This is a genomic window from Chitinophaga oryziterrae (genome assembly GCF_009758125.1).
Classification (GTDB): domain Bacteria; phylum Bacteroidota; class Bacteroidia; order Chitinophagales; family Chitinophagaceae; genus Chitinophaga; species Chitinophaga oryziterrae.
The window spans coordinates 203,134-229,694 of the sequence record NZ_WRXO01000001.1; the positions used below are offsets into that span (position 1 = coordinate 203,134).

A 26,561-nucleotide genomic window follows, 5' to 3' on the forward strand; every position below is an offset into this window, starting at 1 on the left:
TTGCCTTCGTAGGTGAAAAAACAGTTTCTATATAAAATATTAGCGATAACGCTCCTGGGTGTATTTACATTTAATACCATCCCCAGGGAGTTTATTCACCAGTTCCTAGACCATCACGATACAAAAGATATCCCTGTATCACATGATGGTCCTGCATTTTCCGTTAAACACCAGCACTGCGCCTTCCTGCAGATAGAACCAGAACCATACGTACACGTTACTGCCTTCTATCATGCACTGATACAAAATATCATCTGGAATTACGCTTCCCCGTACATGCCTGTTATCAGGTATACTCCCTTCAGGGCATTATCCCTTCGTGCGCCTCCGGTAGCATAAGCCCATACTACTCTCTCACAAATCATTATTGAATAATTAAGAAATTATTATGCACTATTTACGTGTCTCTATATTCAGCGCCATCGCTGTTTTAATATTCTCATCTGCATTTGCCAACGATGCCGATAATTCATTAAGCGGAAACATCACTGATAAATCATCCAAAGCTGCTTTACCCGGAGCCACTGTATATCTGCCAGACCTGCACGTAGGTGCTTCTGCAGACGCACAGGGCCATTACTCCATTAAAAATCTGCCTAAAGGAAGATACCTGGTAGAAGTACATTACATAGGGTATGCTGCTTTTACACAATCAACACTCATCAGCGGCGATACCAGACTGGATATTTCCCTGTCAGAAACACTGATAGAAAAGAACGAAGTAGTGATCACAGGTGTGAACCTGGCCACTACGCTCAAACAAACGCCCACACCGGTTAGTATTGTAAGACGGGATTACCTGGATGCTAATATCTCTACCAATATCATAGATGCTATCGCCAAATTACCGGGTATTAGTCAGCTGACTACCGGTCCTGCTGTTTCTAAACCTTTTATCCGCGGACTAGGTTACAACCGGGTTGTAGTGGTAAGTAATGATGTAAGACAGGAAGGACAACAATGGGGGGATGAACATGGTATTGAAATAGATGACTATAATGTAAGTAAAGTAGAAGTACTGAAAGGTCCTGCTTCTTTAGTATACGGATCCGATGCGCTGGCAGGTGTAGTGAATATCGTTCCTCCCGGTCCGGTATCAGAGGGGCATATCAAAGGAAATGTGGCCGCCAACTATCTTTCCAATAACGGTCAGATTGCTTACCATGCTGATATCGCCGGTAATCACAACGGCTTCAACTGGAGCCTCTACGGTACACAGAAATGGGCACACGATTACCAGAATAAATATGATGGTTATGTATATGGCTCAGGGTTTAATAACACTAACTTCGGCGCAGCTATAGGTCTCAGTAAAAGCTGGGGATCATCCACTTTAAGCTTTACTTCTTTCAATCAACATTTAGGTATTGTAGAAGGAGATCGTAATGCAGAAGGGCAGTTCATCAAACCTGTCAATAATAATGGAGTGGCAGATGAAGCCGTAGCTACCAACAGTGATTTTAAATCTTACAGCCTGGGCTTACCCCGTCAGCAAATCAATCACCAGAAGATTGTCTGGGATAATAATATTTACCTGAATAATGGTGGACGCTTAGGGTTAACATTAGGCTACCAGTTAAACCGTCGCCAGGAATTCGGGGATGTACTTGCGCCCAATGAAGCAGGCTTATATCTTAAACTGAATACATTCAACTATGCACTGAAATATTATCTGCCGGAAATGAAAGGCTGGCAAACGACTGTTGGGGTAAATGGTATGCAGCAGCATAATGATATCTCTTCCAGCAAGGAATTCCTGATCCCGGGGTATGATTTGTTTGATGCAGGTGTTTTTGCTGTTACCAGTAAGACGTTCAACAAACTGACATTAAGTGGTGGATTAAGGTTTGATAACCGTTCCATGAGTGTAAAAGCACTTTCTTTAGATGGTGAAGGGAAGCCTGTCAGCACTGGTGGAGATGCTAAATTCACCGCCTTCGATAAGAACTTCTCCAACATCTCCGGAAGTGTGGGTATCAGCTATGCCGCCAGTGATATGGTAACATTAAAATTAAACGCGGCCCGTGGTTTCAGGGCGCCTAATATTTCAGAACTGGCGGCGAATGGTGTGCATGAAGGTACTATCAAATATGAATACGGAAATAATGATTTAAAGCCTGAAGTAAGTACCCAGGGAGATGCCGGTATTGATTTCAGTTCTGAGCATGTATCTGTTGCTGCCAGCGTATTCTACAATCATATTACCAATTTTATCTTCAGTCGTAAATTATTCAATGCAGCAGGCAGCGATTCTATTCCTTCTACGGATAATGCTGAAGGATACAGCGCTTTTAAATACCAGCAGACTACCGCCAATTTATATGGGGGAGAATTTACCCTGGATATTCATCCTCATCCGATCGACTGGCTACATTTCGAGAACACGGTTTCTTATGTAAGAGCTGTAATCCCTGATGGCACGGATTCTACGAAGTATTTGCCTAATATTCCTGCTGGCCGCTGGTTATCAGAATTAAAGGGAAGGTTTAAGAAAGTAGGTGGAGTGATGCAGAATGCATATATCAGTGTTGGAATGGACATGACATTTGCACAAAATGATGTTTTCTCTGCCTACCAGACAGAGACTGCTACACCTGGTTATACCTTGTTCAATGCGGGATTGGGAACTGATTTTGTGAATAAGAACAATAAGGTATTATTCTCATTACACCTGGCTGCCAACAACCTCACGGATGTTGCTTATCAGAATCACTTAAGTCGTTTGAAATATGGGCCTGAGAACGACGTAACGGGTCGGTATGGCGTATTTAATATGGGGAGGAACTTCAGTGTGAAAGTGACGATACCAATTGATTTCAAATAATAACAAAAAAGGGAGGCTTTTAAAGTCTCCCTTTTTTTATGGACAATGTTGTCTTAAAGCACTGATCAGTGTTTTATCGTAAGTAAGGAGGTTTGGCTTGTCCGGATCTATTGTAATATCTTCCAGTTTCTCATTAGCCTTATCCAGTCTTAACCATCCTATAGTAGATTCATGATCTTTCTCACTGGAAAAGAGTTGTATGAACAGTTTACTTTTTTCCTCACGGTCTATCCTCACTTTGATATTTTCCTTTTTAGTACCATCAGATTCAAAGCTGGAACTGAGGACGATATCAGAAATAGCCTTATAACATTCGGGGGGATAATACCCCGCCTGTGGCCGCAAAGTATCTGAAGTGGGGACTATAGACGCGGTATCTGCGCCTATATTCTTAATGGCCGAAGTATCTGCCCTGGTTTCCTGCGAGGCAGATACGCAACTGCTTAACAATACTACAGACAGAATGTACAACAGGTGTGATGGTTGCATGATAGATCTTTTGTGATGAGTATTACAAAAGTCGTGCAATGATTATTTTTCAGGAAGGTCTGCTGTACTCTCATCGTAGTAAACAAAGAAGTACAGGTAGATAACCCTGCTGATACGCATGAGCCATGGTTGTAATACAACCAGTAATACGCCGTTTATCCCCAGCCATATAAAGATGCTGTTATCCTGCCAGGAGATGCCGATCAATACCCAATAGGCAACAAGGGTAGCTACAGAGAGGGCTACACTTAATGCATAACTCACATAACCGGTACCAAACCAGAAGCCTTGTTCCAGTTCGAATTTCTGACCACAAACCGGGCAACGCTCCGGCATATCGAAAATTTTGGATAAACGCCAGTGAAAAGGGTTTTTGTCCTTGTACATATGGCCTTTACGGCAATGGGGACATTTCATACCCAACAGGCTGAGAAGATAATTCGGACGCTTTTTACTCATGATGCAAAGATAAAGAGGAAAACCGGGGTTTTCCTCTTGTTAATGTTGTACTTCCCGTTCTCCTATTTGCTGTCTCCACATAGCGTAATACAATCCTTTCTCATTCAGCAGGTTTGCATGCGTACCTGTTTCTATGATGCGTCCTTTTTCCAGCACATAAATCCTGTCTGCATGCATAATAGTAGATAACCTGTGTGCGATCATCACGGTAATATGCTCACGGGTAGAAGTAATTTCCCTTACAGTAGTGGTAATAGCCTGTTCTGTGATGGAATCCAGTGCGGAAGTAGCCTCGTCAAATACCAGCAAACGCGGGTGACGGAGTAATGCCCGCGCAATGGATAAACGTTGCTTTTCTCCACCGGAGATCTTCATTCCGCCTTCACCTATTACAGAATCAAGTCCATGGTCTGCCCTGGCTAGCAGGGTGTCACAACTGGCCTGTCTCATAGCATGCAGGATCTCTGCATCTGTGGCACGGGGATTCACGAATAACAGGTTCTCTTTAATACTACCGGAGAATAACTGTGTATCCTGTGTTACAAAACCTATCTGGTAACGTAATTCTTCGATATCAATTTTCGTGCTTTCTATCCCGTTATACTTAATAGTTCCTTCGGGTGGGTTGTATAAACCTACCAGGAGTTTTACCAGGGTGGTTTTACCGGAACCCGACGGGCCTACAAAGGCAATTGTTTCACCGGTCCTTACCTTAAAGGTGATATGGTCCAGGGCCTTGGTAGAGGCGGTCAGATGTTGAAAACCTACGTTCTCGAATGACAACGTATCGATGTGATTTATTGTCACAGGATTTGCCGGCATTTCTTCTACCGGGGTGTTCAGGATGCCTTCAAAATTCAGCAGGGATACCTGTGCTTCCCGGTAGGAGAGGATAATATTTCCCAGTTCCTGTAACGGGCCAAAGATAAAGAAGGAGTATAACTGTAAGGTAAAGAGCTGCCCTACGGTTACGGTGTCTTTGTAAATCAGGAACAATAACATAAAGAGGATCACCTGGCGTAGCAGGTTCACAAATGTTCCCTGTACAAAGCTGATACTACGGATGCTGCGTACCTTTTTCAGTTCCAGCATCAGGATACGGATGGTGGTAGAGTTGAGCCTGCGGATCTCCTGGTTGGTCAACCCAAGGCTTTTTACCAGCTCTATATTACGGAGCGATTCTGTAGTAGCTCCTGCCAGCATGGTCGTTTCCTTTACGATAGTCTTCTGAATGGTCTTGATTTTACGGCTTAGTACATTCATGAGCCAGCCCAGTAGCAGACATCCGCCGAAGTATACGAATACCAGGCTCCAATGTACCCGGAAAGCATATACCATCACGAATACCACTCCTACCAGGGCCACGAACAGTACATTCACAAAAGAAGTAATGAACTTCTCACAATCAACCCTTACTTTCTGCAGAACGGCCAGTGTTTCGCCGCTTCGCTGGTCCTCAAACTGCTGGTAAGGCAGCCTTAATGAGTGACGTAACCCATCCGTATACACCCTGGCCCCAAACTTCTGAATGATCACATTCACAAAGTAGTCCTGGAAGGCTTTGGCAATACGGGAAATCATGGCCACACCGATGGATGCCAGTAATAACCACAACACTCCATTAATATAACCCGACTGATTACGCGGCAATGCCTTGGCATCGGTATGCGGATGCGAGGCAAACATATCTATGATCTTGCCGAAGATATATGGGTCCAGTAAGGAAAATACCTGGTTAATGGTGGCTAGAAATAGTGCCAGCACGATCAACCACTTATAACTCTTTAAATAATGCAAAAACAATTTCATGCTTGAATATGGTCTAGGTTGCAAAGGTACATTAAGTTGATGTTGCAACATATTATAATGATAGTTGTACTCAGAAAAATGCAGTAACTTAATAGGAAGAACAGGTCACACAGCTACTTCGCAACGGCAAAGCTCACCAAAACGGCAATTTCCACGTTTCCCAAATTATCTGCGCATCATCTCTTAATCTTTTCATTATGAAGGACTACGATGAAAAACACATCCGAAACATCGTACTATTGGGTGCCGCCAAGAGCGGCAAAACTACCCTGTGCGAAACCATGTTATTTGAAGCCGGCATTATTCCCCGCCGCGGTACGGTAGAAGAACGAAACACCGTATCTGATTATCATGATATTGAACACGAAAGAGGTAGCTCCGTGTATGCTACCTGCCTGCACACCGAATGGCGTAATTACAAGATCAATATTATCGATACACCCGGACTGGAAGACTTCATCGGTGAAGTAATCGCTTCTATCCGTGTATGCGATACAGCTCTTTTACTGCTCAACGCCCAGCATGGGGTGGAAGTAGGGACAGAGTTGATATGGGATTATGTAGATAAATACCGGAAACCTACTATATTGATTGTCAACCAGCTGGATACAGAGTTCGCCAACTTTACGGCTACTGTGGATGATGCCCGCCGGGCATTCGGTTCTGCTGTTACCGTCATGCAATATCCTGTTAACCAGGGTATTGGTTTTAACAGCGTAATAGACCTGCTTAAAATGACTTTATACCGTTTCCCTGAAAACGGAGGGAAACCGGAAAAACTACCTATTCCCGACAGCGAAAAGGAAACTGCGGAACGCCTGCATAATGAACTGGTGGAAAAAGCAGCCGAGAATGATGATACCCTGATGGAACAGTATTTTGAAAAAGGGAACCTGGACGAGGACGAACTGAGGCAAGGATTGAAGATAGGGATGCTGAAACACCAGGTATTCCCTGTATTCTGCCTGTCCGCCGTAAATAACATGGGTAGCGGCCGCCTGATGGGGTTTATAGACAATGTTGCCCCTGCGGCAATAGAGATGCCACCGGAACAGACCGAAGACGGGGAACCTATTCCTTGTGATCCTGCTGGTCCTCCGGTGTTATTTGTTTTTAAGACCCTGCTGGAACCTCATATCGGCCGGCTATCCTTCTTTAAAGTGATTTCCGGTGAGATAAGACCAGGTATCGAACTCTATAATGAGAAAGGAAATACCTCCGAACGCCTCAACCAGCTGTTCATTGCTGATGGGCGGAACCGTAACCCGGTGGAATTATTACGATCGGGAGACATCGGGTGTACGCTCAAACTGAAGAATACGTTAACAAATCATACTTTAAGTGATAAGCAATCCGGTACACAGGTGGCGCCTATCGTGTTCCCGTTACCTAAAGTACGGGTAGCTGTAGAAGTGATCAATAAGGCAGATGATGAGAAACTGGGAGAAGTGCTGGCAGAGATTCACATGGAAGACCCTACCCTGGAGATAGAATACAACAAAGAGCTGAAGCAGGTTATTCTGCATGCACAGGGAGAACTGCACCTTTCATTGATCCGCTGGCGGCTGGAACATGTCTATAAAATGCCTGTTGAGTTTCTTCCGGCTAAGATCCCTTACCGGGAAACTATCCGTCAGTCTGCGATGTCTAATTACCGGCATAAGAAGCAGTCGGGCGGAGCAGGGCAGTTTGGAGAGGTTTATATGAAGATAGAGCCTTATTATGATGGGATGCCTGCGCTAAAGGATTATCCTGTAAGGGATACGGATACCATAGACCTTGCCTGGGGGGGTAAACTGGTGTTCAACAATTGTATTGTCGGAGGCGTGATTGATAACAGGTTCCTGCCATCTATTTTAAAGGGGATCATGGAAAAGATGCAGGAAGGACCGCTAACGGGGTCTTATGTACGTGATATACGCGTGAGCGTGTATGACGGCAAAATGCATCCGGTAGACAGTAATGATATCTCTTTCAAAATAGCAGGTATGATGGCATTCAAAGAGGCTTTCCATCAGGCGGATCCTCAGCTCTTAGAACCGGTCTTTGATGTAGAAACGACTGCACCGGACAGTATGATGGGAGATATTATGGGTGAGCTGCAAACCCGGCGCAGCATTATTACGGGGATGGATACGCTGAATGGTTTCCAGGTGATCCGCGCCCGCACGCCACAGGCTGAATTGGACAAGCTATATGCAGCACTGCGGAATGTTACCCAGGGTAAGGCAAAGGTCAAAGCGGTGTTTGCTGAATATGCCCCTGTTCCCGGAGATTTACAAAAGAAATTAATGGAAGAATATAAGAGAGAAGAAGTGGCGGTGTAAATTCTATCCAGCCTCCGCATTTTGCGGAGGCTGGATAGAATTTACTGCCTGGCACACCAGTCATTGATATACTTTTCAAGTACGGTCAGTGGCATATCTCCCTGAGCCAGCAGGGCATCATGAAATTTAATGATACTGAATTTCTTCCCCAGTCGTTTTTCACACATCGCGCGCAGACGTAGGATCTCCAATTCTCCGGTCTTATAAGAAAGCGCCTGCCCGGGTATGGCCATATACCTCTCGGTAGCACTGGTCGCATCTGCCTCACTGGTAGGCAGATTAGCCATGATATAAGCAATACTTCCTTCGCGTGTCATCTTACCGGTATGAAGACCGACATCGGTAACAAGTCTGATAGCCCGCATCATTTCATTGTTAAGCGCACCCATTTCCTGGTAAGGATCTGTATAACACCCCAATCTGCTTCCTAAAGATTCTATATACAGTGCCCACCCTTCCGTAAATGCATTAAAGGAAATACTTCTTCTGAATGTAGGCAGTGTCGTATTTTCCTGTTGCAGGGATATCTGGAAATGGTGTCCGGGGATGGCCTCGTGAATAAAAGTTGCTTCCAGGGCCGGACTTATAGTACTGATTTTAGTTGCATCCGGCACCGGCACATAAAAGACGCCTGGTTTTTTGCCATCAATGGAACCAAGTGTATAAGAAGGACCGTTCTGGCCGGCTTCCCGGAAAGACTCTACTCTTCTGATCTCGAAATCTGCCTTGGGGAATACACTGAACAGCTCGGGCAGATGTGGCTTTATTTTCGCGTATACATCCCGGTAGGCCTGCAATACCTGTTCGGGCGTTTTAAAAGGCATGAACTGAGGATCTGATTTCAGAAATGCGAAAAACTCATTCAGCGTACCGGAAAAGCCAGTCCGGGTTTTAATCAGTTCCATTTTTGCCCTGATACGTGAAACCTCATCCAGTCCTTTTTGGTATATCTCTTCCGGACTGGAATTGGTGGTGGTGTAGTACTTTACATAGTATCTGTACATTGCAGCTCCGCCCGTGATGCCTGATAAACCTGAGGAGTCTGTTGCTTGGGCCAGGTATTCATTTTTAAGATAATCCGCCAGATGTTTGTAAGCGGGCAATAATTGTTCACGAATAGCTTTTCCCAGTTCGGCGCTGACCTCCTGCTTTTGTACAGATGTAAATTCAGCCGGCAGTGTTTTCAGCGGGGTATAAAATGCGTTCAGGGAATCATCTTTTCCAAGCGCTTCCATTTGCGGAATGATTCTCATTACCAGTACTTTGGGAAGTACGGTCCCAACTTCGGCACCTTTTTTCATATTAAGGATAGCGGTGGCTGCCCATATTTTAAAAGCTGCAATACGCTTTATCCAGTTGCGATAATCCTGTACCGTTTTAAAAGGCTGGGCCGAACTACCCGAACCTAACTGACCAATAAATAAAGGGATAGAATTGAAATGATTTAAAGGAAGGTATTCCAGGTGGAGTTTTCTGCTTTCCAGATCTCTGGTTAATATCTTCTTTAAAACATCAACGGAAATACGGTCAGCCGGTGTTAGCTGTTCTTTATCAAAAGATGACAACGATCTGAGGTATTTCTCATCAAACCGGGAAACTTCAGCAATATATGGGGCTGAAATGTCATTGGCCAGTTGATCATCATATTCATGGTATCCTAAAAAGGTAGCATCCAGCGGTTGGAGCTTTAGAGATTCCCGGTAGTAATTTTCAAATAACTGTTGAAGGTCCTTTTGCTGCGCAATGCCATTTCGTGTAATGAAAAGGCTGCTTGTTATCAGCATACATCTGATTATATATTGCATCTGAGCTTGTTTGATGCTGTAAAATTAGCGGGTCTGTAAGGTTTAAAATTGTATGAGATTAGCTTAAAATAGTGATTATTTATTATTTTTATATATGTTAATGACTGATGACTCAAAAAATGCGGAGTGCTTTTCAAATGGCCGTTATGTAGGTCCTGCTAAGAAGGAGTTACATTTCGGAGACATCATAGCCAGTGAAAATGAATATGCCGAAGGGATTTCATCCGTATGGCATTACCATGAGAACCCGCACTTTTCACATATACTTAATGGTGGAAGTATTGAGGTAGGGGAATACAATACGGTCTGTCAGACAGAAGGGGACTCGTTGTTCTATAACCCATGCATGCTGCATAAAAACACGGACTACAAAGAGAATACAAGGATTTTTAACCTTGAATTACAGCCCGGATTTTTCACCAGGAACAAATTGAAATATTCTGCAGCAGATAATTACTGGTCATATTATGATGAGCATTTAAAAAAGGTATTGGTAATAAAGATATTAAAGGAGTATTTATTGAATGATACCGATTCCGGACTTTCAATAGAACAATTATGCGTATTGCTCTGCCAGCAGGATGGGGGGAAGCCTAAACCCGAAAAGAACAATCACTGGTCATCATTGCTGAAAGAATACCTGCACGAGAAATGGAATACGCCATTTAGCCTGAGTGAGCTGTCTGAAGAAGTGCAGATTCATCCGGTAAATATTTCAAAATACTTTTCAAAATATTTCAACTGCACATTAGGAGAATATATAAGGAGGATTAAAATTGAAAGATCACTGGCTTTGGTCAGAAATAAAAGATACAGCCTTACGGAAATAGCTTACGAATGTGGCTTTACTGATCAAAGCCACTTTACCAGAACTTTCAGGAATATTACCGGGATTCTGCCAAAAGACTACAGGCAATTTTAGTGGAGTTGTCTAAATTAAAAATACCTCTTTCCGTTTTTTTAGCTAAAAAAAGATTAACTTAAAGGTATATAAACCTCCTTAAATATTTGTTTTATGGATACTGTAAGAGATATCCTGCAAATAAAAGGAAATATGGTGTACACAATCTGCATCACCTGCTCTGTGTACGAAGCATTGGAAGTACTTGAAGAAAAAAATCTAGGCGCACTTGTAGTAGTGGACGAAAGTGGAAAATTGATAGGCATATTCACTGAACGGGATTACGCACGCAAAGTTGTCCTCAAAGGACGTTCTTCTAAGGAAACACTAGTCAGGGACATTATGGATAACAGACCGGTATTCGTTACTCCTGATACAAAGATTGAGTATTGCATGCAATTGATGACGAATAAGTTCATCCGCCATCTCCCCGTTATTGAAAACAATGAACTGACTGGCCTTATCTCCATCGGTGACATTCTCAAATATGTCATCAGCAACAAAGACTTCATTATTCAGAATCTCGAACATTACATCGTTAGCTAGGATCCTTCTGCGCCATTATTGGGTATGTCGATTGGATTAAACACCATCTTTCTTTTTTATTAAAAGAAGAATACGTATCGTATTCTCTTCAGGAAAAAATTTACGTTATGGGAAACGAAATACTAAGTATTCCCCTGTGGCCTCTTTTGCTCTATACAAGCCTGGTGGTAGTATTGATAGCTGCCATACTTGCGTTATCCTATGTGTTAGGACAACGACATAACGACCGTGCTACCGGTAAACCCTACGAGGGTGGTATAGAGCAAACCGGGACCGCACGCATTCGCTTCTCTACACAATTCTATCTGGTTGCCATGCTATTTGTCATCTTCGACGTTGAGGCTGTTTTTATTATGCTTTGGGCGTTGGGGTTATATGACCTGGGATGGCCTGGTTATATTGGTGCCGGCCTGTTCATTGCACAGTTGGTAGTTGTGCTGATCTATGAATGGGGCATTGGTGCACTTGACATTGGTGCAGACGCAAAAAAAATATTAAAGGCTCACAAACTAAAACAACAGCAAAATGAAATGGTGGCTAAGTAAAACAGGTGATCAGTCGGGCCATATCTCGGGAACCGGCAGTATGGAAGATGCCGTTAGCAAAAGTATTATGCTGACCACCGTACAAGACCTGCTTGCATGGGGACGCAAAAATTCCATGTGGCCATTCCATTTTGGTTTGAGCTGTTGCTTTGTAGAAATGGCTACCAGTATCACCAGCAAATATGATGTAGCAAGGTTCGGTGCGGAAGTGATCCGTGGTACACCGCGGGAAGCAGATGTGATGGTCATTGCCGGGACGGTCTTTATTAAAATGGTACCTATCATCAAACGGCTTCATGAACAGATGATGGAACCCCGCTGGGTTATTTCCATGGGAAGCTGTGCCAACAGTGGTGGTATGTATGATATATATAGTGTGGTACAGGGAGTGGACAAATTCCTGCCGGTAGATGTATATGTGCCAGGCTGCCCTCCCAGACCAGATGCCTTTATGCAGGGATTGATGCTCCTGGCTGATGCGGTAGGTAAAGAAGCCCGTCCGCTTAGCTGGGCCATTGGTGAACAGGGGGTAATAAAACCAGACATGCTTTCAATGAAAGAGAAAAAACGTGAAGAGCGGACAAAGATGACCTCTTTCAGAGGAATCGACGAAATATAAAATTGGTATAGATATGCAGACTGTTGATCATATTCCCTCATATTTAATACAACACTTCGGCCCCGACGCTTTTCAACAGCAGGTAACTGCCGACGGGATACTTACGCTATGGGCCAGTAAGGACATTATTGTGTCTGTTATTGAATACCTTAAATCAAACTCCTTTCCATTCCTGTACGATCTATGCGGTATAGACGAACGGGACCGGGCAGGAAAAGAGCAGCTCCCCGTTGCCGACTTTACCATTGTTTATCACCTGTTCTCATTTAAGCAGAATAATTTCATACGACTCAAAGTAGCATTGGTTGGCGAATATCCCACGATGCCCTCCATAACAGCTGTTTTTAAAAATGCCAACTGGTACGAACGGGAAGTATATGACATGTTTGGTATCCGCTTTGAAGGCCATCCCCACTTGCAACGTATCCTGATGCCCCTTACCTGGGAAGGTCATCCACTCCGCAAAGAACATCCGGCCAGAGCAACAGAAATGGGCCCATTTCGCCTATGGAATGAAAAACAGGACATTGAACAGGAAGCCCTGCGCTTCAAACCGGAAGAATGGGGCCTGCAATCATATAGTGAAGACTCCGATTTTATGTTTCTGAACATCGGGCCTCAACACCCCGGCACCCACGGTGTACTGCGTATCATCCTGCAACTGGATGGGGAAGAGATCGTTGATGCGATACCGGAGATCGGCTTTCATCACCGCGGAGCAGAAAAAATGGGAGAACGCCAGAGCTGGCATACCTACATCCCTTATACGGACCGGGTGGACTACCTGGGCGGCGTTATGAATAACCTCGCCTACCTGCTGGCAGTAGAAGAACTGGCAGGTATAAAAGTGCCGGAAAGGGTCAAAGTGATCAGGATCATGTTATGTGAATTATTCCGTATTAACAGTCACCTCGTTTGGTTTGGAACATTTGCACAGGATCTCGGGCAACTATCCCCCGTCTTCTATATGTTCACCGAAAGAGAAAAAATATTCGATATCATTGAAGCCATCTGTGGCGACCGTATGCATCCCAACTGGTTCCGTATTGGCGGGGTGGTCCAGGACCTGCCCAAAGGATGGGATAGACTTGTACGTGAATTTGTAGACAATTTTCCGAAGCAGCTGAAGCAATACAATAATATGGTATTACGCAACAGTCTGATAAAGGCCCGTACCAAAGGCATTGGTATATATACCCTGGAAGAAGCCATTGAATGGGGCGTAACAGGCCCCGGACTAAGAGCCTGTGGTTTCGAATGGGACTTCCGCAAAAAACGCCCTTACTCCGGTTATGAAATGTTTGATTTCGATATTCCCATTGCACAGCACGGCGACTGCTATGACCGCTCTGTTGTGAGAGTAGAGGAAATGCGGCAAAGCCTGCGGATCATAGAACAATGTCTGCATAATATGCCCGAAGGGAGTTACAAGGCAGACCATCCCCTAACCACACCTCCTGTTAAAAAGCATACTATGCAGGATATAGAAACCCTCATCACCCATTTCCTGAGCGTAAGCTGGGGCCCCGTTATCCCCCCGGGAGAAGCAATGAGTTGCATAGAAGCTACCAAAGGAGCGAACAGTTATTACCTGGTGAGTGATGGTAATACATCATCCTATCGCACACGCATACGCACCCCCTCATTTGCACACATGCAGATGGTACCGTATATCAGTAAAGGTTATACAGTGGCAGACCTGCTTTCCATTCTGGGAAGTGTGGATTATGTACTGGCAGATATAGACAGATAGTGAAATAAAACTTTTATGCTTACAGCAATAGAAAAAAAAGCAATAGATCACGAAATAGAACTGGTGCCTTATAAGAAAGCATCCGTGATTGAAGCATTGAAGATCGTGCAGCAGCACCGCGGCTGGATCAGTGATGAAAGCATTGAAGCAATTGCCGATTATCTGGAAATAAGTCCTGCGGAAGTAGATAGCGTGGCTACCTTCTATAACCTCATCTTCCGTAAGCCTGTAGGCAGACACATCATTCTCCTGTGCGACAGTATCTCCTGTTATGTAATGGGATACCGGCTGTTACATAAGGCGCTGGAAGAAAAACTGCATATACGCATGGGCCAGACAAGTGAGGATAACCGTTTTACACTGTTACCAAATGTATGTCTCGGCTGCTGTGATCACGCTCCTGCTTTGATGATAGATAAAGATTTATACAGGGATGTGGAACCGGCGCTGTTGGATGACATTTTAAAAAAATACACATAATAAATGGAACGTCCGCTTACCAGTAATATTTACCCCGACCGCCCGCCACTCAATCTGAAGGAGTATGAACAAGCTGGCGGATATGCTGCGCTACGCAAAGTATGTAGTGGTATGTCACCGGCTGCCCTTCAAAAACTGGTACAGGACAGTAATCTGAAAGGGCGTGGCGGAGCTGGTTTTAACACTGGTATAAAATGGAGTCTTGTTCCAATGGGAGATGAGGCACCTCATCCTAAATATCTTATTGCCAATGCTGACGAAATGGAGCCAGGCACTTTCAAAGACAGGGTGTTACTGGAAGGCAACCCGCATCAACTGATAGAAGGAATGATCCTGGCGGCCTATGCTATCCAGGCAGACACCGCTTATGTATTCTTACGCTGGGCTTATCATGAGGCAGCAGCACTATTGCGTAAAAGTATTCAGGAAGCATATGATGCCGGGTACCTGGGCCAGGATATCCTGGGAAGCGGTTTCCATCTGGACATGCACCTCCATACCGGAGTAGGCCGCTATATGTGCGGAGAAGAAACCGCTTTACTGAATGCGTTGGAAGGCAAACGGGCTACCCCCAGGGCCAAACCTCCTTTTCCGCAAATCAGCGGATTATTTGGTAAGCCTACTATCGTGAATAATGTAGAGACACTTTGTTGTATTCCACATATCGTAAACAATGGAGCCGATTGGTTTAAGGGGTTGAGTTATAGTGAAGACGGTGGCACAAAACTATATGGCGTGAGTGGTAAAGTGAAAAAACCGGGCGCCTGGGAACTGCCTATGGGGATTACTATGCGCGAACTGATCGAAGAACACGCAGGAGGTATGAAATCCGGTTTTCAATTGAGGGGTGTATTACCGGGCGGAGCATCTACAGATTTTCTGACGGTACAGCACCTGGATATCAAACTGGATTACAAATCTGTTGCAGCAGCAGGTAGCCGTTTAGGTACCGGTACTATGATCGTAATGGATGATGGCACCTGTCCTGTTGGCTTTGTACATAACCTGCAGCATTTTTTTGCACAGGAAAGCTGCGGATGGTGTACTCCCTGCCGGGAAGGGCTACCCTGGGTAGAAAAGATCCTCCTGGCCATGGAAAAAGGGGAAGGCCGAAAAGAAGATCTTGAACTGCTGCAAATGCATACGCAATTACTGGGACCAGGTAATACTTTCTGTGCACTGGCTCCCGGTGCTATGGAACCATTACAAAGTGCCTTAAAATATTTCCGGGATGATTTTGAAAAACATATTGACCATAAAAAATGTCCGTATGACTAACAATATTCACAATGCCTACAATTTATATTGATAATAAACCCTTCGATGTAAAAACAGGTAAGAACCTGTTGGAAGCCTGTCTGAGCCTGGGCCTTGATCTCCCATACTTCTGCTGGCATCCTGCCATGGGCAGCATTGGCGCCTGCCGGCAGTGTGCCGTAAAAGTATTTAAAGACGAAGAAGACACACGTGGACGGATCGTGATGAGTTGTATGGAAGGTGTGAAAGACGGATTACGTGTATCCATAAACGATGAAACAGCCAAAGCTTTCCGCTCACAGGTGGTAGAATGGCTGATGACCAATCATCCGCATGATTGTCCGGTATGCGATGAAGGCGGTTCCTGCCACCTGCAGGATATGACTGTGATGACAGGACATAATTACCGGCGTTACGAGTTTAAGAAACGGACCTATACCAACCAATACCTCGGCCCCCTCATCAATCACGAAATGAACCGTTGTATACAGTGTTACCGCTGTGTACGTTTTTACAAGGATTATGCAGGAGGGAAGGATCTCAATGTTTTCTCCGCACATAATCATGTTTATTTCGGCAGGGAAAAAGACGGGGTGTTACAAAGCCCCTATAGCGGGAATCTCGCAGAAGTATGTCCCACGGGGGTCTTTACAGATAAAACATTAAAAGAACATTATACCCGGAAATGGGACCTCACCAATGCGCCTTCCGTTTGCCAGCACTGCAGCCTTGGCTGTAACGTAATTGCCGGCGAACGTTATGGTAAACTGCGCAATATCGTAAACCGGTATAATGGTGAAGTGAACGGCTATTTCCTTTGTGATAAAGGACGTTTCGGATATGAATTTGTGAATAGTGAAAATCGTATCACACAGCCACTTATCCGTAACCAAACAATAGAAGCAACAGCCTATGATAAGCTGATACAACATGCAGGCAAACTGTTGTCCGGACATACCCTGGTTGGTATTGGCTCGCCAAGGGCTTCTCTCGAAAGCAACTATGCCCTCCTTGAACTGGTAGGTAAAGAAAACTTCTATCAGGGCATACCGGATGACCTGGCATATGTTGAACAAAAAATAGTGGACATTCTGGAATCCGGCGCTATCCACACGCCTTCCCTGAAAGAGATCGAAGAGGCAGATGCCGTGCTGATATTGGGTGAAGATATCTGGAATACGGCATCTGTTATGGCGCTGGCAGTGCGTCAGTCAGTGATGAAGACCGCTGCAAACCATACAACGGAACAGATCCCTCTTCCTTCCTGGCAGGATCTGGCCATTAAAGAACTTGTACAGGAGACCAAAGGATTCCTGGCAAATGTGACGGTAGTGCCTTCGCCACTTGACGAAATAGCAGCCGTCTCGATGCGGGCAGCGCCGGATGATCTGGCAAGACTGGGCTTTGCGATAGCGCATGTACTCAACCCGTCTCTGCCTGAAGTTCCTGATGCAGGAGAAATGATCAACACCCAGGCTGCAATCATTGGTAAAGCCTTGCAACAAGCCAGGCATCCTGTGATCATTACCGGCACATCCTGCTGGAGCAATGCCCTGATCCGGGCCTCGTTTGACATTGCCGCAACGTTGAATGCGGGACTGGCCTTCGTACTGCAGGAATGCAATAGTCTGGGACTGGCCATGATGCGCGCGCCTTCCTTTGAGAAAGCGGCCGCTTATGCAGAGGAGACAACAAACATCACTGCTATTATCCTGGAAAATGATCTCTACCGTTGTATCCCCGCCATCGAAGCAGATACTTTTTTCAGCAAGTGTAAACATATCATCGTACTCGACACATTACATAACCGTACCACTGAAAAGGCGCATGTCCTGATCCCGGCAGCTACCTTCGCCGAAGCGGATGGTACTTTCGTGAATAACGAAGGCCGCGCACAGCGCAGCTGCCAGGTATTTATGCCAGCCAATAAGGAGATCAGGGAAAGCTTTAAATGGCTCTCGGATATCAGAACATTACAAACAACTGCCGGCAATGGGCATGAAAGAAATCCTGACGACTTACTACTGGCATTTGAAAACAGGTTCCCAAAATTTGCGGGTATCAGTAAAGTGGCGCCACCCCACAATTTTCGCATTCATGGGGCCCGTATTCCCCGGGAAGCACACCGGTATAGTGGTCGTACAGCTATGACGGCCAATATGGCCGTAAGCGAGCCCAAACCGCTGCAGGATGATGACTCCTCCCTGTCATATACCATGGAAGGATACAGAGGATTACCTCCTGCTCCTTTGATCCCCTTCTTCTGGTCACCGGGATGGAACTCCGGGCAGTCGGTAAACAAGTACCAGCAGGAAGTTGGTGGCATGTTAAAAGGCGGAGATCCGGGTATCCGCTTGTTTGAAAAGACGACCACGCTCCCCGCTTTCTACCAGGATGCACCGGAAGCATTTGTACCCCGTCCGGATAAATGGATGCTGCTACCACAGTACCATCTCTTCGGATCCGGCGAACTGAGTGTATACACAGCGGGAATTGCATCTCTTTCTTCCGGACCTTATGTATCGTTGTCTAAACACGATGCGGAAAGGCACCATGTAAGGAACGGGGATATGGTTTCTGTTAAAGCTGATAATAAAACATACACATTCCCACTTTCTATACAGGAATCATTACCGGATGGCATTGTACTGGTACCGGCAGGACTAAGAGGTACGGACGCATTGAGCTGGGGATCATGGGTAAACATCTCAACAGAAATAGTATGACGGTCATGCAACACATATGGATCGTTTTAGGCGTACTCTTCGTATTCCTGAATATTGCCGCAGGTCTTATCTGGGTAGAGCGCAGACTGCTGGCCCTTTGGCAAGACAGGCTGGGACCTAACCGTGCCGGTCCGCTCGGGCTTTTTATTGTGCTGGCTGATACGCTGAAACTTTTCTTTAAAGAAGACTGGATCCCGCCATTCGCAGACAAACTGGTATTCATCGTGGCGCCTGCCATAGTAGTAGCCAGTGTATTGATGGGCCTTGCAGTTATTCCTTTCGCACCAGGCATTGTAGTCGCAGATCTGAATGTCGGGCTGTTGTTTTTTCTGGCCATGTCATCATTGGGTGCATATAGTATTGTATTGGGAGGTTGGGCATCCAATAACAAATATTCCCTGCTTGGCGCCTTACGCGGAGCCTCACAGATGATAGCATATGAAGTATTTATGGGACTTTCCCTGATGGGGGTGGTAATGTTGAGCGGGTCTTTTAATCTGACAACTATTGTAACAGCGCAGCAGCACGTTTGGTTTGTTGTTACGCAGCCCGTCGGTTTCATTATTTTCTTTATCGCAGGGATAGCAGAAACGCATCGTCTTCCCTTTGATATACCGGAAGCTGAAAGTGAATTGATCGCAGGTTTCCATGCAGAATATTCCGGGATGAAATTCGGGATGTTCTTTATAGGAGAGTACCTCGGCATTTCACTGATATCGGCAATGACGGTTACCATGTTTTTCGGTGGCTGGCTGGGCCCCGGATTTCTGCCGCCGGTAGTATGGTTCTTCCTGAAGACGTTTGTATTCATCGCACTTTTCATCCTGCTGAGGGCTTCACTCCCTCGTCCGCGGTATGATCAGCTGTTAGGGTATGGATGGAAAATATTGCTGCCCTTGGTACTGGTAAACCTGTTAGTAACCGGCGCAATAGCGCTTTGGCTCAGATCTTAAAAAAAATAAAAACATCATCATGATTAGTCACCTGCGTACAATGTGGTTGGTCTTCATCCACCTCTTTCATAAAAAGGTCACTATTGAATATCCGGAAGAAAGAGCGCCGCTGGCAGCGCGCTGGCGTGGACGTATTGTGCTGACAAAAGATCCGGATGGAGGAGAGCGCTGTGTGGGTTGTTACCTGTGTGCTGCTGCGTGCCCGGTGGATTGTATCGCGTTACAGGCTACAGAAGATGAAGATGGCCGCAGATATCCGGCATTCTTCCGCATTAATTTTTCCCGCTGCATTTTTTGCGGATACTGTGAAGAAGCATGCCCGACTTATGCCATCCAGCTTATTCCGGACTTTGAAATGGGAGAATATAAACGCCAGGACCTCGTGTATGAAAAGGAAGACCTGCTCATTGATAGTCAGGGAAAATATCCTGGTTACAACTTTTACAATGTGGCCGGGTTGGATGCAGGCGTGAAAGAAAAAGGAAAAGGAAGCAATGAAGAAGAACCGGTGGATATAAAAAGTTTATTACCCTGAAATAACTAAAGAACATGCCCCTTCTTTTTTACATATCATCAGTCATTGCGATCCTCGCCACTATTATGGTGATCACCCGCTATAGCCCGGTACATGCATTATTATATCTCGTCGTTTCTTTTTTGGCCATTGCTGTTATATTCCTCTCGCTGGGAGCTCCTTTCGCAGCTGCACTGGAAGTGATCATTTATGCAGGTGCTATTATGGTGCTGTTCCTTTTTGTGACAATGATGCTTAACCTCGGTAAGCAAACCGCGCTTCAGGAGAAAGAATGGCTACAACCGAAAGTCTGGATCGGCCCGTCTTTAATGGCATTTGCATTACTTGCAGAGATGATCATATTGCTGTTACGGCCAGAATCCGTTGCTATGCCATTTGCTGTTGTTACCCCACGGCAGGTGTCAATGTCGCTGTACGGAGAATATATCATTGCTGTGGAATTGGTGGGATTTCTGATGATGACAGGAATTGTAGGGGCTGCACATATTGGTAAACATAAAAAGAAGAACCTGCACAGGTTCCTGCAAACATAAAACGATGTCATCTATTCACGCACATACGGTCTTAATAGTTGCCGCCATACTGTTCGTACTGGGGCTGGCAGGAGCATTGATCAGGAGGAATGTCATCTTCATGCTGCTTTCCATTGAGATCATGCTCAATGCAGCCGGACTAGCCTTTGTAGTTGCCGGGGCCAGATGGCAGCAGCCGGACGGACAGATCATGTACCTGTTCATCCTGGCCATGGCAGCCGCAGAAGTCTCCGTAGCACTGGCGCTGGTACTACAGATTCATCATCAGCACAAGACATTGGATATTGAACAACTAAAGGAATTAAAAGATTAAATTTTATATGGAACAATACCTGTATCTGATACCTGCACTGCCTCTCATCGGCTTCCTGGTGTTATCACTGGCAGGGAAATATTTGTCCCGTAATTTCATTGCAGGGATAGGGGCCGGCAGTGTTTGTGTGTCTGCACTTATCACTATCATATTAGGTGTCCGTTTCCTCCAATCACCACCAGGTACAGTATATACCCAGCTATTGTGGCATTGGTTTCTTACAGGGCATTTATCGGCAGATTTAAGTCTGCGCATAGATGCGCTATCACTTATTTTTATTTGCATCATTACTTTCATAGGAGCGCTGATCCATATTTATTCTATTGCCTTCATGCGTAATGACCGGGATTATGCACGCTTTTTCGCCAGCATGAATCTCTTCGTTTGTGCCATGCTGTTATTGGTGATGGCGGACAACCTGGTATTGTTGTACCTGGGTTGGGAAGGAGTAGGATTATGTAGTTATCTGCTCATCGGGTTCTGGTATGAAACGCCGGCCAATTACAGGGCCGCGAATAAAGCTTTTGTGATCACCCGTATCGGGGACACTGCTATGATCATTGGTCTCTTTCTTATTTTTAAAGAGCTGGGGACATTGTACATCCCGGATATACTTATACAGTCAACACAACATTTTAACAGTGGTTCCGCTACCATTACGCTCATCGCATTATTATTGCTGTCGGGCGGCATTGGTAAATCGGCACAACTTCCCCTGCAGACCTGGTTGCCGGATGCAATGGCTGGCCCATCTCCGGTAAGTGCCTTAATCCATGCAGCAACAATGGTAACTGCGGGTGTGTATCTCATTTCAAGGATGCATACGATATTTGAACTATCCCCGCTGGCGATGCATGTCACAGCAGTAATCGGCGCGGTTACCCTCTTCATGGCAGGCTGCAGTGCCATGGTCCAGACCGATATAAAAAGAGTACTGGCTTACTCTACTATCAGCCAGATCGGGTATATGTTCCTGGCCATGGGCGTAGGAGCCTGGAGTGCCGCTATCTTTCATTTCTTTACACATGCGTTCTTTAAAGCGCTGTTATTCCTTGCCGCCGGTGCTGTTATTGAAACATTACACCATGAACATAACATTTTTAAAATGGGCGGTCTGAGAAAGGAGATGCCGGTCATCTACTACACCTTTACCATCGGTGCGGCTGCATTAGCAGCATTACCATTGGTCACCGCAGGGTTTTTTAGTAAAGACCAGATCCTCTGGTATGCGTGGAGTGCCGGCGGCGGACATCCCGCACTTTGGGCATTAGCACTGTCGGGAGCTTTTATTACCGCATTTTATTCTACAAGGCTGATACTGGTTGTATTCTGGGGAGACATGAAAACAACGCCCGGTCATCTTCCCTCAGGTATTATGACTGTCCCGCTGATCATCCTGGCTTTCTTTTCAATAGCAGGCGGCTGGATAGAATGGCCGCATAATCTTTTGCACATCTCTCTTTTTTCCGAACAGGTGCAACAGGTATTGCCGGTTACCCAACTGAAACCCCATCTGCCGGAGGAAATAGTATTCCAGCTGATAGCAGTAGTTGTGTCTCTCTTCGGTATTTATACCGGCTATGCGTTATACTACAGGCAAAGTGAATTGATGACACTGTGGCGGCAGTCAGCAAATGTAATGACGGTACGAAACTTCCTGTTGAACGGATGGAGATTTGACCAGCTGTATGATACCTTGCTGGTAAGACCTTTCCTGTTCATCACCCGCATTAATAAATCCGATGTAACAGACAAACTATATACCGGCATCGCTGATATTCACCTGCAGCTCAATAAACTGTTCTCCTTCTTCCAGAATGGTTCTTTAAGATGGTATGTTGCCGGAGTGTTGATTGGTATCCTCTTTATCATCACCTTACAATTATTGCTATGATACTGATCTGGATGATATGCATATTACTTAGCGGTGGCATATTATGCTGGCTGACAGCGCAAAGACTACCCTTACTTGCAAAGTGGATAGCCTTGCTCACTGTCATCGCGGACATGTTGATCGCATGCTGGCTTTTCCGTGTCTACGAGGCATTTCCGGATAATACATCCTGGTTCATCAATTACCAGGCGAACTGGATACCGTCAGTGGGTATCAGTTTCCACGTGGCCCTGGATGGATTCAGTCATTTATTATTACTGCTGACTTTCTTCCTTGGCATCTTATCCGTGCTCTGTTCGTGGAAAGAGGTCCGCGAAAAAACGGGTTTCTATTTTTTCTGCCTGTTATGGTCACTGGCAGGTATCAGTGGAGTGTTCATTGCGATGGACCTCTTCCTGTTCTATTTCTGCTGGGAGATCATGCTGATCCCCATGTTTTTCCTGATCGTCATATGGGGCGATGCCCGCCGCCGTTATGCCGCGTATAAATTTTTCATCTTTACACAGGTAGGCAGTCTGCTCATGTTATTAGCTATCCTGGCCCTGTATTTCATTCATGGGCGGCAGACAGGCAACTACACTTTCGATTATTTCGGTCTGCTACATACAGTAACAGATGGCGCCACAGCAAAATGGATCATGCTGGGATTCCTCTTTGCATTTGCCATTAAGCTGCCGGTAGTACCTTTTCATAACTGGTTGCCGGATGCGCATAGTGAAGCACCTACCGCGGGCAGTCTTTTACTGGCGGGTTTATTATTGAAGACAGGGGCTTACGGGATCATTCGTTTTGTTTTGCCTTTCTTCCCTGAGGCATCTGTTTCAATTGCCCCATGGATGATATTCCTTGGTGTTACAGGTATTATCTATGGAGCCTTACTGGCTTTTTCACAAACAGACCTGAAGCGTCTGATCGCATATACTTCCGTGAGCCATATGGGTTTTGTGCTGGTGGGTATTTTCTCTTTCAGTAATATCGCGATGCAGGGAGTAGTGATGCAGATCCTTACGCATGGTATCAGTACCGGAGCGCTGTTCGTGATGGCCGGTATGCTCAAGGAAAGACTGCATACCAGGGATATTACACAGATGGGCGGCTTATGGACTTCCATGCCGGCGCTGGGAGGAGTTGCCATTCTGTTTACAATGGCTTCTGCCGGACTTCCTGCGTTGGGTAACTTCATTGCGGAGTTCTTCATCCTGTTGGGTGCATTTGCGGGTAACCCGGTCTTCAGTGTGATAGCCACGCTTGGGTTAATTCTTTCAGCCCTGTATTCGCTGCGCATGCTGCAGAAAGTATTCATGGGACAACAGACCGTTACAGTACCTGTAAAGGATATCAGTACCAGAGAATTTATCATTATGGCCGCGCTAAGCATCAGTATTGTGATACTGGGGCTATTCCCGCAGCCTGTAATAGATACCGTGCGCCATTTATCTACGATTCATCCTTCAATCCATGAATGAACTGCAACTTTTAGCACTGCTTCCTTTTATTGTGTTGGCAATGGCATCTGTCATTGTGATATTACTGATTGCTTTCCGGCTGAGCCATACTGTCATCCAGGTAGTTGGGTTCCTGATGATGTGCCTGGTGGTTTTCGCAACATGGTATGTAAAAGATACATTACCGAAGGAGATAGCACCACTTTTTATAGTGGATGGGCAGGCAGCTTTATTCACAGGTCTCATCATTTTCTCCGTATTGGTGATAGGCTTGTTTTCATACATCTACTTTGAAGAACGGGAAGAGAATCCCAAAGAATATTATATACTCTTATTCCTGGCCACCCTGGGAGCAGCCATACTTACTATCAGTCAGCATTTCATCTCACTTTTCATCGGACTGGAATTATTAAGCGTAAGCTTATATGCATTGATCGCCTACCTGCGAAACCGTAATAATGCGGTGGAAGCAGGCATGAAGTACCTTATACTGGCAGCTATTTCATCTGCTTTCCTTCTCTTTGGAATGGCACTTATCTATATGGAAACAGGTAGTATGAAATTTGCCGGCATAGCAACAGTGTTAGGGCAGGCAGGGGCCTCTCCATTGTTCCTGATGGGACTTGGTATGATCGTCGTAGCGATTGGTTTTAAGCTGGCCCTTGTACCATTCCATCTCTGGGCGGCAGACGTTTATCAGGGTTCCCCTTCCCCTGTTACGGCTTTTATTGCCACCATTTCAAAGATCGGGACATTTGCGGTACTGCTCCGCTTTTCACAGATCATTCATTTGCAACATTATCCGCTGGTCATCATCATTTTTTCCGTCATTTCCATTGCTTCCATGATAGCAGGGAATATCCTGGCACTGCGGCAACAAAATCTTAAACGCCTGCTGGCCTATTCTTCCATTGCACATTTCGGGTACTTACTCGTGGCATTTCTCCCCGGCAATGAAGCGGGAACAGAAGCCGCCATTTTTTACCTGATCGCGTATGCAATTACATTATTAACTGCCTTTGGGGTGATCATTCTCCTCTCTTCCAGGCAGCGGGAAGCGGATAATCTCAATATATATGAAGGACTGATCTGGAAACAACCCATTATTGCCTCTATACTGGCTATTGCATTGTTCTCCCTGGCGGGCATCCCGTTGACTGCCGGTTTTCTGGCAAAATTCTTTATACTTTCTGCCGGTGTACAACAAGCCGTCTGGCTACCGCTGATCGTCCTGGTATTGACCAGCGTGATTGGTTTATATTATTACCTGCGTATCATCACTACCCTGTTTTCTTCAACAGTGTCAACCGAAAGTATGCCCAAAACGATACATCCGTTTTTTCATATCTCCACTTATATAACATTAGTGATCATGGCAGGTCTGTTGTGTTGGCTGGGGGTATTTCCGGGCATTATACTCAGTAGTATACGGACCTTCCTGTTGCTGCATTAAAATTCCAATGGTAATATCATCTGCATTACTATTGGTTCCAGGTTCTCCCAGGTAGCCCTCTGTTTTCCATTTTTTCCTTTAAAGGTAATAAAACTGCAAATAAGGTCATTGTAAGCCCACCAACAAGTCTGGCTGCCTCTGCCTTTTGTTTAAACCTGATAAAGGAACGCAGAAAAGAGCTGGTTTGCAGGCACAGCCTTAAATATATGATCGGCTTGCCAGAATTATAATCAGGGAAAATACAGAACTGTCATTTTTTAAGATCAAGCATAAAAAATGTCAGATTTTCTGAAAAAAAATCAGTCCGCTTTTGGTGGCATAACCTTTGATGATTTTTTAAGAGAAAGGGTTGGCCGACCTCTTCAATCGGATTATTAAATTTATTCTTCAACTATTAAAAAGGAGGTTATTATGTCTCTCATCAAAAGGAGCGGGAATGTATTCCCTCCATTCCCGGCGTTGTTCGACGACCTTTTCAGCCGCGAACTTTTTAATTGGGGAAACAATAATTTTTCTGCTACCAGTACTACCGTGCCTTCAGTAAACATTAAAGAAACATCCAATGATTTTGAGGTGGAAGTAGTAGCTCCAGGTATGGACAAAAAAGACTTTGATATTACGCTGAATGGCAACCTGCTGACGATTTCTTCATCCAGGGAGCACGAGGATGAAAAAAAGGAAGAAAACTATATCCGCAGGGAATTTAGCTATCAGTCATTTCAGCGCAGTTTTGAACTACCCAAAAACGTTGTGGACCCAGAAAAGATCAATGCCCGTTATGAAAATGGGCTCCTGTATCTGACGATTCCTAAAAAGGAAGAAGTCAAACAGAGTGCTCCGCGGGTAATTGCAGTAGAATAATCGAAGCCCGCCCAACAGGGCGGGTTTTTTATTC

At 45.2% G+C, this 26,561-nt stretch carries 23 protein-coding genes; 19 read left to right on the plus strand and 4 right to left on the minus strand.

Features of this window, described 5'->3' with window-relative positions:
* Positions 1–12 precede the first annotated feature (12 nt).
* Positions 13–339 (plus strand): hypothetical protein, encoded by a 327-nt coding sequence (locus GO495_RS00905; RefSeq protein WP_143056494.1) that lies wholly within the window; start codon positions 13–15, stop codon positions 337–339.
* Between the two features lie 49 nt (positions 340–388).
* Complete coding sequence (locus GO495_RS00910) at positions 389–2,824, plus strand: TonB-dependent receptor (protein WP_157297830.1); 2,436 nt, start codon at positions 389–391, stop codon at positions 2,822–2,824.
* A 36-nt stretch (positions 2,825–2,860) separates the two neighbouring features.
* Here GO495_RS00910 and GO495_RS00915 read toward each other — a convergent pair whose 3' ends face one another.
* The 3 genes from GO495_RS00915 to GO495_RS00925 are packed head-to-tail and all read right to left on the minus strand — an operon-like array spanning position 2,861 to position 5,581.
* Positions 2,861–3,313 carry a hypothetical protein gene (locus tag GO495_RS00915; RefSeq protein WP_157297831.1) on the minus strand — a complete coding sequence of 151 codons (453 nt, stop codon included), beginning with the start codon at positions 3,311–3,313 and terminating at the stop codon, positions 2,861–2,863.
* 42 nt (positions 3,314–3,355) lie between these two features.
* Positions 3,356–3,772, minus strand: coding sequence for a DUF983 domain-containing protein (locus GO495_RS00920; protein ID WP_157297832.1), 417 nt, complete (start codon positions 3,770–3,772; stop codon positions 3,356–3,358).
* A 39-nt stretch (positions 3,773–3,811) separates the two neighbouring features.
* The gene (locus GO495_RS00925; protein WP_157297833.1) at positions 3,812–5,581 is read right to left on the minus strand and encodes an ABC transporter ATP-binding protein; all 1,770 of its coding nucleotides are present in this window, start codon (positions 5,579–5,581) and stop codon (positions 3,812–3,814) included.
* A gap of 197 nt (positions 5,582–5,778) precedes the next feature.
* Here GO495_RS00925 and GO495_RS00930 point away from each other — a divergent pair, with 197 nt between their 5' ends.
* Positions 5,779–7,908: an elongation factor G gene (locus GO495_RS00930; RefSeq protein WP_157297834.1), complete on the plus strand. Its 2,130-nt coding sequence runs from the start codon at positions 5,779–5,781 to the stop codon at positions 7,906–7,908.
* A 41-nt stretch (positions 7,909–7,949) separates the two neighbouring features.
* On the opposite strand, the gene GO495_RS00935 is transcribed toward GO495_RS00930, so the two are convergent.
* Positions 7,950–9,713: a DUF885 domain-containing protein gene (locus tag GO495_RS00935; RefSeq protein ID WP_157297835.1), complete on the minus strand. Its 1,764-nt coding sequence runs from the start codon at positions 9,711–9,713 to the stop codon at positions 7,950–7,952.
* 100 nt (positions 9,714–9,813) lie between these two features.
* Here GO495_RS00935 and GO495_RS00940 point away from each other — a divergent pair, with 100 nt between their 5' ends.
* The 16 genes from GO495_RS00940 to GO495_RS01015 all read left to right on the plus strand — a co-directional run bounded on the left by GO495_RS00940 (position 9,814) and on the right by GO495_RS01015 (position 26,527).
* Positions 9,814–10,635 carry a helix-turn-helix domain-containing protein gene (locus GO495_RS00940; protein ID WP_157297836.1) on the plus strand — a complete coding sequence of 274 codons (822 nt, stop codon included), beginning with the start codon at positions 9,814–9,816 and terminating at the stop codon, positions 10,633–10,635.
* A 93-nt stretch (positions 10,636–10,728) separates the two neighbouring features.
* Positions 10,729–11,160, plus strand: a complete 432-nt coding sequence (locus GO495_RS00945) for a CBS domain-containing protein (protein WP_157297837.1) — start codon at positions 10,729–10,731, stop codon at positions 11,158–11,160.
* A 107-nt stretch (positions 11,161–11,267) separates the two neighbouring features.
* Positions 11,268–11,705 (plus strand): NADH-quinone oxidoreductase subunit A, encoded by a 438-nt coding sequence (locus tag GO495_RS00950; protein WP_157297838.1) that lies wholly within the window; start codon positions 11,268–11,270, stop codon positions 11,703–11,705.
* Positions 11,686–12,324, plus strand: coding sequence for an NADH-quinone oxidoreductase subunit NuoB (nuoB, locus tag GO495_RS00955; protein WP_157297839.1), 639 nt, complete (start codon positions 11,686–11,688; stop codon positions 12,322–12,324). Before GO495_RS00950 ends, nuoB begins: the two co-directional genes overlap by 20 nt.
* 13 nt (positions 12,325–12,337) lie before the next feature.
* A complete protein-coding gene (gene nuoC / locus GO495_RS00960; protein ID WP_157297840.1) occupies positions 12,338–14,077 on the plus strand; it encodes an NADH-quinone oxidoreductase subunit C/D in 1,740 nt (579 codons plus the stop codon).
* 15 nt (positions 14,078–14,092) lie between these two features.
* Positions 14,093–14,557 (plus strand): NADH-quinone oxidoreductase subunit NuoE, encoded by a 465-nt coding sequence (nuoE, locus tag GO495_RS00965; protein WP_157297841.1) that lies wholly within the window; start codon positions 14,093–14,095, stop codon positions 14,555–14,557.
* 3 nt (positions 14,558–14,560) lie between these two features.
* On the plus strand, positions 14,561–15,835 hold the full coding sequence (gene nuoF, locus GO495_RS00970; protein WP_157297842.1) for an NADH-quinone oxidoreductase subunit NuoF: 1,275 nt from the start codon (positions 14,561–14,563) through the stop codon (positions 15,833–15,835).
* A gap of 11 nt (positions 15,836–15,846) precedes the next feature.
* Complete coding sequence (nuoG, locus tag GO495_RS00975) at positions 15,847–18,540, plus strand: NADH-quinone oxidoreductase subunit NuoG (protein WP_157297843.1); 2,694 nt, start codon at positions 15,847–15,849, stop codon at positions 18,538–18,540.
* Between the two features lie 5 nt (positions 18,541–18,545).
* Positions 18,546–19,493 (plus strand): NADH-quinone oxidoreductase subunit NuoH, encoded by a 948-nt coding sequence (nuoH, locus tag GO495_RS00980; RefSeq protein WP_338075336.1) that lies wholly within the window; start codon positions 18,546–18,548, stop codon positions 19,491–19,493.
* A 19-nt stretch (positions 19,494–19,512) separates the two neighbouring features.
* Entirely contained in the window at positions 19,513–20,028 is a 516-nt protein-coding gene (nuoI, locus tag GO495_RS00985; protein ID WP_157297845.1) for an NADH-quinone oxidoreductase subunit NuoI, read from the plus strand.
* A gap of 14 nt (positions 20,029–20,042) precedes the next feature.
* A complete protein-coding gene (gene nuoJ / locus GO495_RS00990) occupies positions 20,043–20,561 on the plus strand; it encodes an NADH-quinone oxidoreductase subunit J (protein ID WP_157297846.1) in 519 nt (172 codons plus the stop codon).
* Between the two features lie 4 nt (positions 20,562–20,565).
* The gene (nuoK, locus tag GO495_RS00995; protein WP_157297847.1) at positions 20,566–20,874 is read left to right on the plus strand and encodes an NADH-quinone oxidoreductase subunit NuoK; all 309 of its coding nucleotides are present in this window, start codon (positions 20,566–20,568) and stop codon (positions 20,872–20,874) included.
* Positions 20,875–20,881: 7 nt separating this feature from the next.
* Positions 20,882–22,768 (plus strand): NADH-quinone oxidoreductase subunit L, encoded by a 1,887-nt coding sequence (gene nuoL, locus GO495_RS01000; RefSeq protein ID WP_157297848.1) that lies wholly within the window; start codon positions 20,882–20,884, stop codon positions 22,766–22,768.
* Positions 22,765–24,234, plus strand: coding sequence for a complex I subunit 4 family protein (locus GO495_RS01005; RefSeq protein WP_157297849.1), 1,470 nt, complete (start codon positions 22,765–22,767; stop codon positions 24,232–24,234). Before nuoL ends, GO495_RS01005 begins: the two co-directional genes overlap by 4 nt.
* Positions 24,227–25,666 (plus strand): NADH-quinone oxidoreductase subunit N, encoded by a 1,440-nt coding sequence (locus GO495_RS01010; RefSeq protein WP_157297850.1) that lies wholly within the window; start codon positions 24,227–24,229, stop codon positions 25,664–25,666. Before GO495_RS01005 ends, GO495_RS01010 begins: the two co-directional genes overlap by 8 nt.
* 411 nt (positions 25,667–26,077) lie before the next feature.
* Positions 26,078–26,527, plus strand: coding sequence for an Hsp20/alpha crystallin family protein (locus GO495_RS01015; protein WP_157297851.1), 450 nt, complete (start codon positions 26,078–26,080; stop codon positions 26,525–26,527).
* The last annotated feature ends 34 nt before the right edge of the window (positions 26,528–26,561 follow it).

Bases quoted from the DNA above. Each gene is read 5' to 3' on its own strand.
- GO495_RS01015 (WP_157297851.1), top strand. From the start codon at position 26,078: ATGTCTCTCATCAAAAGGAGCGGGAATGTATTCCCTCCATTCCCGGCG.
- GO495_RS00920 (WP_157297832.1), bottom strand. From the start codon at position 3,772: ATGAGTAAAAAGCGTCCGAATTATCTTCTCAGCCTGTTGGGTATGAAA.
- GO495_RS00950 (WP_157297838.1), top strand. From the start codon at position 11,268: ATGGGAAACGAAATACTAAGTATTCCCCTGTGGCCTCTTTTGCTCTAT.
- nuoI (WP_157297845.1), top strand. From the start codon at position 19,513: ATGATTAGTCACCTGCGTACAATGTGGTTGGTCTTCATCCACCTCTTT.
- nuoG (WP_157297843.1), top strand. From the start codon at position 15,847: ATGCCTACAATTTATATTGATAATAAACCCTTCGATGTAAAAACAGGT.
- nuoB (WP_157297839.1), top strand. From the start codon at position 11,686: ATGAAATGGTGGCTAAGTAAAACAGGTGATCAGTCGGGCCATATCTCG.
- nuoF (WP_157297842.1), top strand. From the start codon at position 14,561: ATGGAACGTCCGCTTACCAGTAATATTTACCCCGACCGCCCGCCACTC.
- GO495_RS00945 (WP_157297837.1), top strand. From the start codon at position 10,729: ATGGATACTGTAAGAGATATCCTGCAAATAAAAGGAAATATGGTGTAC.
- nuoC (WP_157297840.1), top strand. From the start codon at position 12,338: ATGCAGACTGTTGATCATATTCCCTCATATTTAATACAACACTTCGGC.
- nuoH (WP_338075336.1), top strand. From the start codon at position 18,546: ATGCAACACATATGGATCGTTTTAGGCGTACTCTTCGTATTCCTGAAT.
- GO495_RS00915 (WP_157297831.1), bottom strand. From the start codon at position 3,313: ATGCAACCATCACACCTGTTGTACATTCTGTCTGTAGTATTGTTAAGC.
- GO495_RS00935 (WP_157297835.1), bottom strand. From the start codon at position 9,713: ATGCAATATATAATCAGATGTATGCTGATAACAAGCAGCCTTTTCATT.
- GO495_RS00930 (WP_157297834.1), top strand. From the start codon at position 5,779: ATGAAGGACTACGATGAAAAACACATCCGAAACATCGTACTATTGGGT.
- GO495_RS01010 (WP_157297850.1), top strand. From the start codon at position 24,227: ATGAATGAACTGCAACTTTTAGCACTGCTTCCTTTTATTGTGTTGGCA.
- nuoL (WP_157297848.1), top strand. From the start codon at position 20,882: ATGGAACAATACCTGTATCTGATACCTGCACTGCCTCTCATCGGCTTC.
- GO495_RS00940 (WP_157297836.1), top strand. From the start codon at position 9,814: ATGACTGATGACTCAAAAAATGCGGAGTGCTTTTCAAATGGCCGTTAT.
- nuoJ (WP_157297846.1), top strand. From the start codon at position 20,043: ATGCCCCTTCTTTTTTACATATCATCAGTCATTGCGATCCTCGCCACT.
- nuoE (WP_157297841.1), top strand. From the start codon at position 14,093: ATGCTTACAGCAATAGAAAAAAAAGCAATAGATCACGAAATAGAACTG.
- nuoK (WP_157297847.1), top strand. From the start codon at position 20,566: ATGTCATCTATTCACGCACATACGGTCTTAATAGTTGCCGCCATACTG.
- GO495_RS01005 (WP_157297849.1), top strand. From the start codon at position 22,765: ATGATACTGATCTGGATGATATGCATATTACTTAGCGGTGGCATATTA.
- GO495_RS00925 (WP_157297833.1), bottom strand. From the start codon at position 5,581: ATGAAATTGTTTTTGCATTATTTAAAGAGTTATAAGTGGTTGATCGTG.
- GO495_RS00910 (WP_157297830.1), top strand. From the start codon at position 389: ATGCACTATTTACGTGTCTCTATATTCAGCGCCATCGCTGTTTTAATA.